Below are 14,248 nucleotides of genomic sequence, written 5' to 3'. Positions count from 1 at the left end.
AGCGGGCCGGCGCCGTGGGGTGAAACCGGACGGGCGGCCGCCCGCGGGTGCGGCGGCCGCCCGGTGGTCCGGTGAGCGCGATCCGGTCAGCTCGCGTAGTCACCCGTGAGGGTCACGGCCTCGGCGTGCCCGCCGCGCTCCAGGATCTCCCCGGCGACCCAGGCGTCCACCCCGCGGTCCGCCAGCGTGGTCAGCGCGACCTCCACCGCCTCCTGCGGGACCACGGCGATCATGCCGACGCCCATGTTCAGGGTCTTCTCCAGCTCCAGGCGCTCGACCGAACCCGCCGTGCCGACCAGGTCGAAGACCGGGCCCGGGGTCCAGGTCGAGCGGTCGACGGTGGCGTGCAGCCCGTCCGGGATCACCCGCGCGAGGTTGTTGGCCAGCCCGCCGCCGGTGATGTGCGAGAAAGCGTGCACCTCGGCCGTGCGGGTCAGCGCGAGGCAGTCCAGCGAGTAGATCTTGGTGGGCTCCAGCAGCTCCTCGCCGAGCGTGCGGCCGAACTCCGGGACCTCGCGGTCCAGCGCCATTCCGGCCCGGTCGAACAGCACATGGCGCACCAGCGAGTACCCGTTCGAGTGAAGTCCCGACGACGCCATCGCGATCACCGCATCGCCCGTACGGATGCGTTCGGCGCCCAGCAGCCGGTCCGCCTCAACTACGCCCGTACCGGCGCCGGCCACATCGAACTCGTCGGCGCCCAGCAGCCCCGGGTGCTCCGCGGTCTCGCCGCCGACCAGCGCGCAGCCGGCCAGGACACAGCCCTCGGCGATGCCCTTGACGATGGCCGCGACCCGCTCGGGGTAGACCTTGCCGACGCAGATGTAGTCGGTCATGAACAGCGGCTCGGCGCCGCACACGACCAGATCGTCGACGACCATGCCGACGAGGTCGTGGCCGATCGTGTCGTAGACGCCCATCTTGCGGGCGATGTCGACCTTGGTGCCGACGCCGTCGGTGGCCGAGGCCAGCAGCGGACGCTCGTACCGCTTGAGGACGGAGGCGTCGAAGAGCCCGGCGAAACCGCCGAGTCCGCCGACGACCTCGGGGCGGGTGGCCTTCTTCACCCACTCCTTCATCAGGTCCACGGCGCGGTCGCCGGCCTCGATGTCGACGCCCGCGCTCGCGTAGCTGGCACCGGTAGATTCAGCGGACATGAGCTGAGAACTTTCGTTTCGGGTGGGTACGAGCGGTTCGCCGGGCTCGGGTGGCTCTGCGCTCGCGTGGCTTTACGGGCGCCGCAGCGCGTCGGCGCCGCCGACCCCGGCGGTGAGCGTCTGGACGCCGTCCACATCGGACTTCGTCGGCGCCGTGGTCTCCGTCTCCAGGAGGTGCTTGCCCAGCAGCTCCGGATCCGGCAGCTCCATCGGGTACTCACCGTCGAAGCAGGCGCGGCACAGATTCGGCTTGGCGATCGTGGTCGCCTCGATCATGCCGTCGATGGAGATGTACGCCAGCGAATCGGCACCCAGCGACTTGCCGATCTCCTCGACCGACAGTCCGTTGGCGATCAGCTCGGCGCGGGTGGCGAAGTCGATGCCGAAGAAGCACGGCCACTTGATCGGCGGGGAGGAGATCCGGATGTGGACCTCGGCGGCGCCGGCCTCGCGCAGCATCCGGACCAGCGCGCGCTGGGTGTTGCCGCGGACGATCGAGTCGTCGACGACCACCAGGCGCTTACCGCGGATGACTTCCTTCAGCGGGTTGAGCTTGAGGCGGATACCGAGCTGGCGGATGGTCTGGCTCGGCTGGATGAACGTCCGGCCGACGTAGGAGTTCTTGACCAGACCGGAGCCGTAGGGGATGCCGCTGGCCTCGGCGTAGCCGACCGCGGCGGGGGTGCCGGACTCCGGCGTCGCTATCACCAGGTCGGCGTCAGCGGGCGCCTCGGCGGCCAGCTTGCGGCCCATCTCCACCCGGGAGAGGTAGACATTGCGGCCGGCGATGTCGGTGTCGGGACGCGCGAGGTAGACGTACTCGAAGACACAGCCCTTGGGGCGCGCCTCGGCGAAGCGGCTGCTGCGCAGGCCGTTCTCGTCGATGGCGACCATCTCGCCGGGCTCGATCTCCCGGATGAAGCTGGCGCCGACGATGTCCAGGGCGGCGGTCTCGGAGGCCACCACCCAGCCGCGCTCCAGGCGGCCGAGGACCAGCGGGCGGATGCCCTGCGGGTCGCGGGCGGCGTAGAGCGTGTGCTCGTCCATGAAGCAGAGCGAGAAGGCGCCCATGACCTTGGGGAGCACGCGCGGGGCGGCCTCCTCCACGGTCAGCGGCTTGCCGTCCTCGTCGACCTGGCCGGCCAGCAGAGCCGTCACCAGGTCGGTGTCATTGGTGGCCGCGACCTGCGTCGCCCGGCCGCCCTCGCGGGGCAGCGCGGCGACCATCTCGGCCAGCTCGGCGGTGTTGACCAGGTTGCCGTTGTGGCCGAGCGCGATCGAGCCGTGCGCGGTGGCACGGAACGTCGGCTGGGCGTTCTCCCACACCGAGGCACCGGTGGTGGAGTAGCGGGCATGGCCCACGGCGATATGGCCCTGGAGGGAGCCGAGGGAAGTCTCGTCGAAGACCTGGGACACCAGGCCCATGTCCTTGAAAACGAGGATCTGGGAGCCGTTGCTCACCGCGATGCCCGCGGACTCCTGTCCACGGTGCTGCAGCGCGTACAGCCCGAAATAGGTGAGTTTGGAGACCTCTTCACCCGGAGCCCAGACACCGAAGACGCCGCAAGCGTCCTGGGGGCCCTTCTCGCCGGGGAGCAGGTCGTGGTTGAGTCGTCCGTCACCACGTGGCACGTCCCTGAGTCTAGGGCAGGTCGCGGATTCATCCGAACCGGGGATGGTCGCGAACCTGGATGAGTGCATGAATGCGGCGTTAGGCGCGCTTGACGCTGTCGCGTGATCATGGCCGGAATTCCTCCTCCTGCTGGTGGCCATGCAGACCCCGCAGCCCTTGGCACGCCTGGCGTGCCGTGGTGCGCGCCACCTCGCGCGGCCTTGGTGCGACGCCGCGTCACGCCGGCCTCGGTCGCATCGCGAGCGCCATCTGGCGCTGCGCTTGCGGGCGGTAGCCACGAGTGACGAGGACCTTCGGCGGGGGCGCCTAGCAACCCTCTGAGCTGCGACTTCCCTTCCCTTTGCGCTTTCGTCGGGTATGCGGGGATTTCCCTGTACGGGGCTTAGGTCGGATACGAACGCGTCGCGGCTGTGTGAGATACGCGACGCCTTCCGGCGGCGCCGTTCGCGGGGGCCACACGCCGCATTGGGCTGCATTACGGGCCGCCTTACCCACTGCTTCCGGGCCGTCGTCACGGGTCGGTGCGGCCTCTCATCGTCCGGTCGCGGACTCCGGCCGCCTCGCCCCGGCTCGCCTCAGCTCAATATCGGCAGAAGCCCGCTGATGTCCGCGCGCTCGCCGCTGGCGCTGACGGCGGCCGCCTCCAGCGCCTCGCCCCATGTCATACGGCCGGTGGCGAGGCGCAGCCAGGTCAGCGGGTCGGTCTCGACGACGTTCGGCGGGGTGCCGCGGGTGTGTTTGGGGCCCTCGACGCACTGCACCACCGCGAACGGCGGCACCCGCACCTCGACCGAACCACCGGGCGCCTTGACGGCCAGCGCATCGGCCAGCAGCCGGGTGGCTATGGCCAGGGCCTGCCGGTCGTACGGAATCTCGACGCCGGTCGCGGCCACCAGGTCGTCGGTGTGCACGATCAGCTCGACGCAGCGGGTGACCAGATAGTCGTCCAGCCGCATCGCACCGGTCCGGGCGGCCACCAGCCGCTCGCCGCGCTGCTCCGGGAGGAGCCGCAGGAATTCCTCGGCCGTACGGTCCAGCAGCTCGACGGGATCGTTGTCGGCGGCCAGCGCGCGGGTGTACTCGTCGACCCCGGCGGCGTACGGAGCGGCGCCGAGCGGCCACTCCAGGAGAGTGATCTCCGCCTTCGACGGCTCAGGCTCTTTGAGGATGCGCGCCACGCTGCCGATCGCCATCGACAGATGCGCGGCCAGCTCGCGCACCGTCCACTCACCCAGCCTGGTAGGCAGCGCGAGCTGACCAGGCGTCAGATCGCTTACGGCCGCGTGCACATGGTCGAGCTGCGCGACCACGGCGGCACGGGTCTTGGCGGAGTCGTACGTGCGGGTGCGGGACTTGCTGCGGGTGGGAGCCATGTGCCGAGGCTACTGCGGCCGTACGACACCCACGGAGTTATCCACAGCCCGAAGCCACACCGGCCCACCGTCACACCCCGAAGCCGCCCACCGGCCCACCGTCACAGGTCGAAGCCGGCCACCGGCCCGGCGTCACAAGCCGTGGCTGCCGCGGCCCGCAGGGCGGCATGGTGCGCGCCGTGGCCGCTCGTCTGCGGCCGCTCGTCTGCCGCGGCGGCTCCGCCGCCGCAGACGCTCAAGCGCGCCCCCCGCCCCCTCCCCCTCTCCCCCTTCGGGGGAGGGGGCGGGGGTGGGGTTTGGGGGTGGGGGGGGAGGAAGCGGCACCGCGCAAACAGGCACCGCCCCCAAACGCGTCCCACGAGCGAAGCCCTCAGGCACGCCCCCAAACGCGTCCCACAAGCGAAGCCCTCAGGCACGCCCACAGACGAGGCCCTCAGGGTCAGCCGCCCCGCCCGTCCTCGGGCGATCAACTCAGGCAATCAACCCGGGGATCGTCCCCTCATACGACTCCCGCAGCTCGCTCAGCGAGATGCTGAACTGCCCCTGGACGTCGATCTCCGCGCCGTCGATCACGCCGATCCGGGTGGCCGGCAGCCCCCGCGCACCGCACATGTCCGTGAAGCGGAGCTCCTCGCTGCGCGGTACGGCGACGATGGCGCGGCCGGCCGACTCGGAGAAGAGGAACACGAAGGGGTCCAGCCCGTCGGGAACGACCAGCCGGGCGCCCTTGCCGCCGCGCAGACACGACTCCACCAGGGCCTGGACCAGGCCGCCGTCGGAGAGGTCGTGCGCCGCGTCGACCATGCCGTCGCGGGAGGCCGAGATCAGGATCTCGGCGAGCAGCTGCTCCCGGGCCAGATCGACCTGCGGCGGCAGACCGCCGAGGTGGTCGTGCACGACCTGCGACCAGGCCGAGCCGCCCAGCTCCTCGCGGGTGTCGCCGAGGACGTAGATCAGATGACCCTCGTCGGCGAACGCGATCGGCGTACGGCGGTTGACGTCGTCGATGACGCCGAGCACCGCGACCACCGGGGTCGGGTGGATGGCCACCTCACCCGTCTGGTTGTAGAGCGAGACATTGCCGCCGGTCACCGGCGTGCCCAGGGTCTGGCAGGCGTCGGCCAGACCACGGGTGGCCTCGGCGAACTGCCACATCACCGCCGGATCCTCGGGCGAACCGAAGTTCAGGCAGTCGGAGACGGCCAGCGGCTTGGCACCGGAGGCGGCGACATTGCGGTACGCCTCCGCCAGGGCCAGCTGCGCCCCGGTGTAGGGGTCGAGCTTGGCGTAACGGCCGTTGCCGTCGGTGGCCACCGCCACGCCGAGGTCGGAGTCCTCGTCGATCCGCACCATGCCGGAGTCCTCCGGCTGCGCGAGCACGGTGTTGCCCTGCACGAAACGGTCGTACTGGTCGGTGATCCACGCCTTGGAAGCCTGGTTGGGCGAGGCCACCAGCTTCAGGACCTGCGCGCGCAGCTCCTCGGCGTTCGCCGGCCGCGCCAGCTTGTTCGCGTCGTCCACCTGGAGGGCGTCCTGCCAGGACGGGCGCTCGTACGGACGGTGGTACACCGGACCCTCGTGGGCCACGGTCCGCGGCGGTACGTCCACGATCTGCTCGCCGTGCCAGAAGATCTCCAGCTGGGAGCCGTCCGTCACCTCACCGATGACGGTGGCGATGACGTCCCACTTCTCGCAGATCTCCAGGAAGCGGTCGACCTTGCCGGGCTCGACGATCGCGCACATCCGTTCCTGCGACTCGCTCATGAGGATTTCCTCGGGCGAGAGGGAGGAGTCGCGCAGCGGCACGGTGTCCAGCTCGACGCGCATCCCGCCGGAGCCGGCCGAGGCCAGCTCGGAGGTGGCGCAGGACAGCCCGGCGCCGCCGAGGTCCTGGATGCCGGTGACCAGGTTCTCCCGGAAGATCTCCAGGGTGCACTCGATGAGCAGCTTCTCCTGGAAGGGGTCGCCTACCTGGACGGCGGGGCGCTTGGCGGGCTTGGTGTCGTCGAAGGTCTCGGACGCGAGGACCGAGACGCCGCCGATGCCGTCGCCGCCGGTGCGGGCGCCGTAGAGGATGACCTTGTTGCCGGTGCCGGACGCCTTGGCCAGGTGGATGTCCTCATGCTTCATCACACCCACGCACAGGGCGTTGACCAGCGGGTTTCCCTGGTAGCAGGGGTCGAAGACGACCTCGCCGCCGATATTGGGCAGGCCCAGGCAGTTGCCGTAGCCGCCGATGCCCGCGACGACCCCGGGGAGCACCCGCTTGGTGTCGGGGTGGTCGGCCGCGCCGAAGCGCAGCGGGTCCATCACGGCGACCGGCCGGGCGCCCATCGCCAGGATGTCGCGGACGATGCCGCCGACTCCGGTGGCCGCGCCCTGGTAGGGCTCGATGTACGAGGGGTGGTTGTGCGATTCGACCTTGAAGGTGACCGCGTAGCCCTGCCCGACGTCGACGACACCGGCGTTCTCGCCGATCCCGACGAGGAGGGCGTCGTTCTCCGGGGCCTTCTCGCCGAACTGCTTCAGGTGCACCTTGCTGCTCTTGTACGAGCAGTGCTCCGACCACATGACGGAGTACATGGCCAGCTCGGCCCCGGTGGGACGGCGCCGCAGGATCTCCCTGATCCGCTCGTACTCGTCCTGCTTGAGACCCAGTTCGGCCCAGGGCTGCTCGGCGTCCGGGGTCTGCGCGGCGTGCTTGACCGTATCGAGCGTCATGCGTTGACCAGCCTCTTCAGGATCGAGGTGAAGAATCCGAGGCCGTCGGTACGGCCCGTACCGACCAGCGGTTCGACGGCGTGCTCGGGGTGCGGCATGAGGCCGACGACGTTGCCCGCCTCATTGGTGATGCCGGCGATGTCCCGGAGCGAGCCGTTGGGGTTGCCGTCCAGGTAGCGGAAGGCGACGCGGCCCTCCGCCTCCAGCATGTCGAGCGTGCGCTCGTCGGCGACGTACCGGCCGTCGATGTTCTTCAGCGGTACGGAGATCTCCTGGCCGGCTTCGTAGTCGGTGGTCCAGGCGGTGTTCGCGTTCTCCACCCGCAGCTTCTGGTCGCGGCAGATGAAGTGCAGATGGTTGTTGCGCAGCATCGCGCCGGGCAGCAGGTGGGTCTCGGTGAGCACCTGGAAGCCGTTGCAGATACCGAGGACCGGCATACCGGCCTTCGCCTGCTCGATAACGGTCTCCATGACCGGCGAGAAACGGGAGATGGACCCGGCCCGCAGGTAGTCGCCGTAGGAAAAGCCGCCGGGCAGAACGACGGCGTCGACCTGCTTGAGGTCCTTGTCGCGGTGCCACAGCGGCACCGCTTCGGCCCCGGCCACCCGGACCGCGCGCTGGGTGTCGCGATCATCGAGCGTGCCCGGGAAGGTAATGACTCCAATACGAGCGGTCATGATCCGGCCTCGGCGGGTTCATCGACGCGAACGGTGAAGTCTTCGATAACGGTGTTTGCGAGGAAGGTCTCGGCCATCTCGTGGATGCGAGCGAGGGCGGCTTCGTCGACCGGACCCTCCACCTCGAGTTCGAAACGCTTGCCCTGACGGACGTCGGCGATCCCCTCGAATCCCAGGCGTGGCAGTGCGCGCTGCACCGCCTGCCCCTGCGGGTCGAGGATCTCCGGCTTGAGCATGACGTCGACTACGACGCGTGCCACTGGCACTCCCGGTGGTGTGGTGCGTAAGGCGGTGTCCTCACAGTACCGTGTTCGAAAATCTACGCGCATAGATATACGAACCGCCCATCACGGTCAGGCATCGGCCGCAGTACGCCGCGAGAAAAATCCTCGAAAAGATCTAGGGTCCGGATTGCACAGGACACGCTGAGAAAATTAACTGGGCTTCACAATGCAATGCTCATCGCTGTACAAATGAAAAAGCATTGATCCCAATCAGCCGGATCTGCAGCATCACCCCATGTCAAGGCGGGTTGCTGCACGAAAGGACCGATATCCGTGGCGCAGCGCGTAGTAGTAACGCTCTCCGATGACATCGACGGCGGAGAAGCCGCAGAGACGGTCACCTTCGGATTGGACGGGAAGTCGTACGAGATCGACCTCAATCCCGCCAATGCGAAGAAACTGCGCGATGCCCTGGCTCCGTTCGTCGACGCGGGCCGCAAGCGGGCGAAGTCCGGCAAGGCCTACCACCGCACGGCGGTGACCCCCGACCCCGCGGCGGTCCGGGCGTGGGCCCGCTCCCACCAGATGGACGTCCCCCCGCGCGGCCGGATCCCCAAGAAGGTCTACGAGGCCTTCAACGCCGCCAACCACTGACCGACTTGCCGGCGCTCCGCGACCGCACGCAGCCGACTTGCACAGCACCCCTACTGATCAGCTAAAGTCTGGAGCACGCCGAGGGGCGAGGCCGAAAGGCCGGACCTCACGGAGTCGCGCGGGTGTAGCTCAGTAGTAGAGCGCCCCCTTTCCAAGGGGGAGGCGCAGTGTGCAATCCCTGTCACCCGCTCTGACTGCTCTGTCGGCCTCTGGTCATAAGAAGCCAAAGGATCAGGTAGAGTAGCTGTCGCGCCACCTGGTGAAAGCCGAGTGGATGCCTGCGGACGTAGCTCAGTTGGTAGAGCGCAACCTTGCCAAGGTTGAGGTCGCGAGTTCGAGCCTCGTCGTCCGCTCAGAGAAAGAAGACCCCGGTCCTTGTGGCCGGGGTCTTCTTCGTTTTTCGGCGACTCTCCGCTTACCGGCCCGAGCCGTTTCCGTAGGGCCGGGCGCTTACCGGCGTGTTCTTACCGCGAGCCCCGCGCGCGTGGCTCGTCGCCGCGAGGTTCGTCGCCGCGTGGCCCCTAACCCCGGATCTCCCCACCACGTATCTACTCGCCGCGCATCCCCTTCCCGGCTTCCGTCCTTGCGCAACTGACATTTGTCATCAGCTGCGATGACAGGACGCACTGCCGCATGCGCGGAAGCGGCGGAACGCTGGAGCCATGAACGACGGGGAGAAAAACAGCGAGCGCGGCGGGGGTGCCGACCACGGGGGTGCCGGCACCCCCGCCGCGGACGACAACGTGATCGATGTCACGGGACTGCGCAGGCGGTATGCCGGCCGTGGTCGGCGCGCAAAAGCGAGGGAGGGCTTTGAGGCGGTACGCGGGGTCGACTTCTCCGTGGCGCGCGGGGAGCTGTTCGCCCTGCTGGGGACGAACGGCGCGGGCAAGACCTCCACGGTCGAGCTTCTGGAGGGCCTGGCCGCGCCGACGGCGGGCCAGGTGCGGGTGCTCGGCCGCGATCCGTTCACCGAGCGGCACAGTGTGCGGCCGCGGATCGGCATGATGCTTCAGGAGGGCGGCTTTCCGTCCGAGCTCACGCCCACGGAGACGCTGCGGATGTGGGCGGGGTGCACCAGCGGGGCGCGGCCGGTCGCCGATGCCCTTGAGTCGGTGGGGCTGACGGGGCGGGCGGATGTCCGGGTCAAACAGCTCTCCGGGGGCGAGCGACGGCGGCTGGATCTTGCGCTGGCGCTGCTGGGGCGGCCCGAGGTGCTGTTCCTCGACGAGCCGACGACGGGGCTGGACACCGAAGCGCGGCACCAGACCTGGGAGTTGGTGCGCGAGCTGCGCGACAGCGGGACGACGATCGTGCTGACCACGCACTATCTGGAGGAAGCCGAGGAGCTGGCGGACCGCCTCGCGATCTTGCACCACGGCCGGATAGCGGCGGCGGGGCGGGTCGCGGATGTGGTGGCCGCCCAGCCCTCGCACATTTCCTTCGAGCTGCCGGCGGGATTCCACCTCGGTGATCTTCCGCCGCTGGGAGAGCTCGGCGTCGTCGGGCACGAGAAGGCGGGGCGCAGGGTCCGGTTGCGTACGGACGAACTCCAGCGGGCCGCCACCGGGGTGCTGGTGTGGGCGCAGGAGAAGGGGATAACGCTGCGCGGCCTGGATGTCCGGTCCGCCTCCCTCGAAGAGGCATTTCTGCACATCGCAAAGGAAGCGGCGGAGCAGGGCGAGTTGGCGGGCGCGAGGGAGACGGAAGGGGCGGCGGCATGAGTACGGCTGTATTGGACGCGGATGCCATCGAGCGCGAGGAAGGACGTGGGGAAGTGCGTGCGGAAACCGGTGCGGGAGCGCGGCTACTCGCCCTCGGGCGTGCGGAGTTGACGCTTCTCGGCCGCAATAAAACCGCGTTGTACATGATGCTGGTGATCCCCGTCATGCTGGCGATCGCCATGAAGCAGACCCTGGTGGGAACGAACTCGCCGGGTATGGGCCTCTCGGTGGCCGCGGCGCTGTTGCCCGCGACGCTCGGTTATGTGCTGCTCTTCGGCATCTACTCGAACATGACCGGCGCCTATGTCGCCCGGCGTGAGGAACTGGTCCTCAAGCGGCTGCGTACCGGCGAGCTGCGGGATCTGGAGATACTCGCGGGGACCGCGCTGCCCGCGGTGGTGCTGGGGCTGGCGCAGTGCGTGCTGCTGGTCCTGCTGGGCGGGATGGTGCTGAAGGACGGTCTGCCCAAGGCCCCGCATCTGCTGATCGCCGGGGTGCTGATCGGGGCGGTCGTGGTCGTGGCGTTCGCCGCGGTGTCGTCCGCCCTGGCCCGGACGACCGAAGCCGCCCAACTGGTCGTGCTGCCGCTGATGATGCTGTCGCTGGGCGGATCCGGGATGGTTGTTCCGCTGGATGCTCTGCCGGATCTGCTCGGCTCGCTGCTCGAACTGCTGCCGCTGTCACCGGTGATGGCGCTGATACGCGTCGGCTGGACCGGCGGGGCGGGTACCGGAGAGATCCTCAAGCACCTGGCCGTCGGCTTGGTGTGGGCAGGAATAGCGGTGTTTGCTGTGCAGCGGTGGTTCCGCTGGGAGCCGCGGCGTTAGCGGCGTACGGCGACGAGCGGAGCGTACGCCGACGGGGATGTGAACGGGGGCAGCGCGCATGATCGGACGGTTTCTGACGAACTGGCGGAAGCGCACCAGGGTGCAGCAGGTGGATGCGTACTTCCGCTGGACCCTGAACGCCATTCCCTGGCTGCCGGTGTTCGCCTGCCTCCAGCCGGTCGCCGATGCCGCCGAGGACCGGCCGTCGGCGCTCGCTCTGGCCCTGGTCGCTCTGGGGGCGAGCGTGGTGCAGGGATGCGTCATGATCAAGGTGCTGCGGCATGCGCTGCTGCACTACGTCGGCAAGGGCCCGGCGCCGCGTCGGCTGCCGGCCGTCTCGGCCGCGCTGACCGTGGTCGTCAGTGTCGCGCTGGGCGCGCTGATGGCGCTCACGGTGATGCACGGCAGGGACGACCGGCTGCCCATGATGGCGCTTGCGGCGATGGCCGCGGTGACACCGTTCTTCCTGGGCTACAGCCTCATCGTGTCCAAGCAGCGGTTCATGGCGACGCTGGGGCTCGTGGGCGTCGTGCTGACGGCGCTGGGCGGCCTGCTGACGCAGATGTGGGGATGGTCGCTGTTCTTCGGTGCCTATGTGGTCGGCGCCGGTCTGTGGAGCTTTGTCATAGGGCGGCCCTCGGGGTGGACGCTCAAGGTGTTCTGGGAGCTGGACGCGGCGCGCAGTACCCAGGCGCGGCTTGCGGTCGCCGAGGAACGGCTGAGGTTCGGCCGTGATCTGCATGACGTGATGGGCCGGAATCTGGCGGTGATCGCCCTGAAGAGCGAACTGGCGGTCCAACTGGCGCGGCGGGGGCGGCCGGAGGCGGTGGATCAGATGGTGGAGGTGCAGCGGATCGCGCAGGAGTCCCAGCGGGAAGTGCGCGAGGTGGTGCGCGGGTACCGGAAGGCCGATCTGGGGGCGGAGTTGGCCGGTGCACGTTCGATCCTGCGGGCGGCGGGGGTGGACTGCCGGATAGAGGGCGAGGAGGGCCTGCGGCTGGAGCCGGAGAGGGAGTCGGCGCTCGGCTGGGTCGTCCGCGAGGGCACCACGAATGTGCTGCGGCATGCCGCCGAGGTGCGCCGCTGCACCTTCCGGACCCATGTCGATGCGCAGCGGTCCGTCCTGGTGATGACCATGGAGAACGACGGTGTCGCGCCTCCCTCGTCGGCCGCGCTCCACGCCTCGCCGGCCAGTGGCCTCAAGGGGCTGCGGGAGAGGCTGGAGCCCCTGGGCGGGACGTTGGCGGCGGGGCCGCAGGACGGTGGCCGGTACCGGCTGACCGTCGAGCTGCCGGTGCCCGACGAGGCGAGGGGCGGCGACCAGGGCCGTGGCGGTGGCCCGGTCGGCACGGGCGCGGGCGCGGGTGTGGGTGTGGGCGTAGGCGCGGGTGTGAGCCTCGGAGCGGGTGACGGGGCGATAGGCGGGGTGAGTGACGGATGAGCGAGCGGGCTATTCGGGTGCTGCTGGCGGATGACGAGCATCTGATCCGGGGCGCGATGGCGGCGCTGTTGTCGCTGGAGGACGATCTGCTGGTGGTGGCGGAGGCCGCGTCGGGGCCGGAGGCCCGGGCGATGGGGCGGGCGCACCGTCCGGATGTGGCGGTGCTGGATCTTCAGATGCCGGGGGCGGACGGTGTGTCGGTGGCCACATCGCTGCGGGACGAGGTGCCGGGATGCCAGGCCATGATCGTGACGAGTCATGGGCGGCCGGGCCATCTGAAGCGGGCGCTGGAGGCCGGGGTGCGGGGGTTCGTCCCGAAGACGGTCTCGGCGCAGCGGCTGGCAGAGATCATTCGTACCGTGCACGGCGGAAACCGTTATGTCGACCCGGAGTTGGCGGCGGATGCGATAAGTGCCGGGGATTCGCCGCTGACGGTGCGGGAGGCGGAGGTGCTGGAGTTCGCCGAGGCCGGGGCGTCGGTCGCGGAGATCGCGGAGCGGGCCGCGCTGTCGCCGGGGACGGTGCGCAACTACCTCTCGTCGGCCACCGCGAAGCTGGCTGCGGAGAATCGTCATGCGGCGGCACGCCTCGCACGCGAGCGGGGTTGGCTATAGTGGACCCCGCACCGCACGCTTCGGCGGCGGGCAGGCGGACGTAGCTCAGTTGGTAGAGCGCAACCTTGCCAAGGTTGAGGTCGCGAGTTCGAACCTCGTCGTCCGCTCAGGGAAGCAACGAAAGGCCCCGGCCGGTAGTGATACCGACCGGGGCCTTTTGGCATGCCCGTGGGTGCCCGCCCCCGGCGGACCGGGGGGCGGGTGGACCGGCTTACGACCAGGTCAGGCCGGTGAGGCGCTCGTATGCCTCGATGTACTTGGCGCGGGTGCGGTCGACGATCTCCTGCGGGAGCTCGGGCGGCGGGAGCTCGCCCGTACGGTCCCAGGCGGCGGCCGGGGAGGTGAGCCAGTCGCGGACGAACTGCTTGTCGAAGGACGGCTGGGCGCGGCCCGGCTGCCACTCGTCGGCCGGCCAGAAGCGGGACGAGTCGGGTGTGAGGACCTCGTCGGCCAGGGTCAGCACCTTCTCGCCCCCGGCGCGCTCGTCGAAGCCGAACTCGAACTTGGTGTCGGCGAGGATGATGCCGCGCTCGCGGGCGATGTCGCGGGCCCGGCCGTAGATGTCGAGGGTGGTCCGGCGGAGTTCGGCGGCGACATCGGCGCCGACCTGGTCGGCGACCTCCTCGTAGGTGACGTTCTCGTCATGGTCGCCGACGGCGGCCTTGGTGGCCGGGGTGAAGATCGGCTCGGGCAGTTCGGAGCCGTCGACCAGGCCCTCGGGCAGCGCCAGGCCGCAGACCGTACGGGACTGCCGGTATTCGGCGAGGCCGGAGCCGGTGAGGTAGCCGCGGGCCACGCATTCGACCGGGACCATGGTCAGGGAGGCACAGACCAGGGTGCGGCCGGCCCAGTCGGCCGGGGCGCCGGCCGGGACGTCGGTGGAGATGACGTGATGGGGGGCCAGGTCGGCGAGCTGCTCGAACCACCACAGGGACAGCTGGGTCAGCACGCGGCCCTTGTCCGGGATGTCGCTGGGCAGCACCCAGTCGTACGCGGACTGGCGGTCGCTGGCAACCATGATCAGGTTGCCGTCGGCGTTCTGGTAGAGGTCGCGCACCTTGCCGGTGTGCAGGTGGGTGAGACCCGGGACCTGCACGGGCTCGGGCTTTTCTACGAAACCGGACACGCTGCCTCCGCGTAGGTTGATCCAGGAGTCGCCTCGATTCTCGCGTATGCGACAGCCGATCTTTGCCTCAGGGTCGG

The 14,248-nt window shown here is 69.6% G+C and carries 12 protein-coding genes and 3 tRNA genes; 8 read left to right on the top strand and 7 right to left on the bottom strand.

The window, feature by feature from the left end; genetic code table 11:
- Positions 1-86: 86 nt before the first annotated feature.
- The 6 genes from purM to purS all read right to left on the bottom strand — a co-directional run bounded on the left by purM (position 87) and on the right by purS (position 7,821).
- The gene (gene purM, locus SNA_RS03545) at positions 87-1,157 is read right to left on the bottom strand and encodes a phosphoribosylformylglycinamidine cyclo-ligase (protein WP_030072049.1); all 1,071 of its coding nucleotides are present in this window, start codon (positions 1,155-1,157) and stop codon (positions 87-89) included.
- Between the two features lie 72 nt (positions 1,158-1,229).
- Positions 1,230-2,789 carry an amidophosphoribosyltransferase gene (gene purF / locus SNA_RS03540; RefSeq protein ID WP_030072051.1) on the bottom strand — a complete coding sequence of 520 codons (1,560 nt, stop codon included), beginning with the start codon at positions 2,787-2,789 and terminating at the stop codon, positions 1,230-1,232.
- A gap of 576 nt (positions 2,790-3,365) precedes the next feature.
- Positions 3,366-4,163 carry a maleylpyruvate isomerase family mycothiol-dependent enzyme gene (locus SNA_RS03535; RefSeq protein ID WP_044362989.1) on the bottom strand — a complete coding sequence of 266 codons (798 nt, stop codon included), beginning with the start codon at positions 4,161-4,163 and terminating at the stop codon, positions 3,366-3,368.
- Positions 4,164-4,634: 471 nt separating this feature from the next.
- On the bottom strand, positions 4,635-6,884 hold the full coding sequence (gene purL, locus SNA_RS03530) for a phosphoribosylformylglycinamidine synthase subunit PurL (protein WP_037792128.1): 2,250 nt from the start codon (positions 6,882-6,884) through the stop codon (positions 4,635-4,637).
- Positions 6,881-7,561, bottom strand: a complete 681-nt coding sequence (gene purQ, locus SNA_RS03525) for a phosphoribosylformylglycinamidine synthase subunit PurQ (RefSeq protein WP_030068620.1) — start codon at positions 7,559-7,561, stop codon at positions 6,881-6,883. Before purQ ends, purL begins: the two co-directional genes overlap by 4 nt.
- Positions 7,558-7,821, bottom strand: a complete 264-nt coding sequence (gene purS, locus SNA_RS03520) for a phosphoribosylformylglycinamidine synthase subunit PurS (protein ID WP_030068622.1) — start codon at positions 7,819-7,821, stop codon at positions 7,558-7,560. Before purS ends, purQ begins: the two co-directional genes overlap by 4 nt.
- A 297-nt stretch (positions 7,822-8,118) precedes the next feature.
- Between purS and SNA_RS03515 the strand changes: the two genes are divergently transcribed.
- The 8 genes from SNA_RS03515 to SNA_RS03480 all read left to right on the top strand — a co-directional run bounded on the left by SNA_RS03515 (position 8,119) and on the right by SNA_RS03480 (position 13,152).
- Positions 8,119-8,439, top strand: coding sequence for a histone-like nucleoid-structuring protein Lsr2 (locus tag SNA_RS03515; RefSeq protein WP_030068623.1), 321 nt, complete (start codon positions 8,119-8,121; stop codon positions 8,437-8,439).
- Positions 8,440-8,557: 118 nt separating this feature from the next.
- A tRNA-Gly gene (locus SNA_RS03510) sits at positions 8,558-8,629 on the top strand.
- 90 nt (positions 8,630-8,719) lie between these two features.
- Positions 8,720-8,792, top strand: a tRNA-Gly gene (locus SNA_RS03505).
- A gap of 309 nt (positions 8,793-9,101) precedes the next feature.
- Positions 9,102-10,163 (top strand): ABC transporter ATP-binding protein, encoded by a 1,062-nt coding sequence (locus SNA_RS03500; protein WP_078969640.1) that lies wholly within the window; start codon positions 9,102-9,104, stop codon positions 10,161-10,163.
- Positions 10,160-10,990 carry an ABC transporter permease gene (locus tag SNA_RS03495; RefSeq protein WP_078969639.1) on the top strand — a complete coding sequence of 277 codons (831 nt, stop codon included), beginning with the start codon at positions 10,160-10,162 and terminating at the stop codon, positions 10,988-10,990. The genes SNA_RS03500 and SNA_RS03495 overlap by 4 nt, the downstream gene beginning before the upstream one ends.
- Before the next feature lie 58 nt (positions 10,991-11,048).
- Positions 11,049-12,431, top strand: coding sequence for a sensor histidine kinase (locus tag SNA_RS03490; protein WP_052808868.1), 1,383 nt, complete (start codon positions 11,049-11,051; stop codon positions 12,429-12,431).
- Positions 12,428-13,045, top strand: coding sequence for a response regulator transcription factor (locus tag SNA_RS03485; RefSeq protein ID WP_030068628.1), 618 nt, complete (start codon positions 12,428-12,430; stop codon positions 13,043-13,045). The genes SNA_RS03490 and SNA_RS03485 overlap by 4 nt, the downstream gene beginning before the upstream one ends.
- Positions 13,046-13,079: 34 nt before the next feature.
- Positions 13,080-13,152: transfer RNA gene (locus SNA_RS03480), tRNA-Gly, on the top strand.
- A 104-nt stretch (positions 13,153-13,256) separates the two neighbouring features.
- Here the strand turns inward: SNA_RS03480 and SNA_RS03475 are convergent.
- Entirely contained in the window at positions 13,257-14,171 is a 915-nt protein-coding gene (locus SNA_RS03475) for a phosphoribosylaminoimidazolesuccinocarboxamide synthase (RefSeq protein ID WP_030068629.1), read from the bottom strand.
- Positions 14,172-14,248: the final 77 nt, after the last annotated feature.

Source organism: Streptomyces natalensis ATCC 27448 (genome assembly GCF_000935125.1).
GTDB lineage: Bacteria > Actinomycetota > Actinomycetes > Streptomycetales > Streptomycetaceae > Streptomyces > Streptomyces natalensis.
Note: the sequence above shows the minus strand (reverse complement) of the source record. Positions and strands in the feature narration are given on the sequence as shown.

Bases quoted from the DNA above. Each gene is read 5' to 3' on its own strand.
- purM (WP_030072049.1), bottom strand. From the start codon at position 1,157: ATGTCCGCTGAATCTACCGGTGCCAGCTACGCGAGCGCGGGCGTCGAC.
- SNA_RS03535 (WP_044362989.1), bottom strand. From the start codon at position 4,163: ATGGCTCCCACCCGCAGCAAGTCCCGCACCCGCACGTACGACTCCGCC.
- purL (WP_037792128.1), bottom strand. From the start codon at position 6,884: ATGACGCTCGATACGGTCAAGCACGCCGCGCAGACCCCGGACGCCGAG.
- purQ (WP_030068620.1), bottom strand. From the start codon at position 7,561: ATGACCGCTCGTATTGGAGTCATTACCTTCCCGGGCACGCTCGATGAT.
- SNA_RS03500 (WP_078969640.1), top strand. From the start codon at position 9,102: ATGAACGACGGGGAGAAAAACAGCGAGCGCGGCGGGGGTGCCGACCAC.
- SNA_RS03495 (WP_078969639.1), top strand. From the start codon at position 10,160: ATGAGTACGGCTGTATTGGACGCGGATGCCATCGAGCGCGAGGAAGGA.
- SNA_RS03490 (WP_052808868.1), top strand. From the start codon at position 11,049: ATGATCGGACGGTTTCTGACGAACTGGCGGAAGCGCACCAGGGTGCAG.
- SNA_RS03485 (WP_030068628.1), top strand. From the start codon at position 12,428: ATGAGCGAGCGGGCTATTCGGGTGCTGCTGGCGGATGACGAGCATCTG.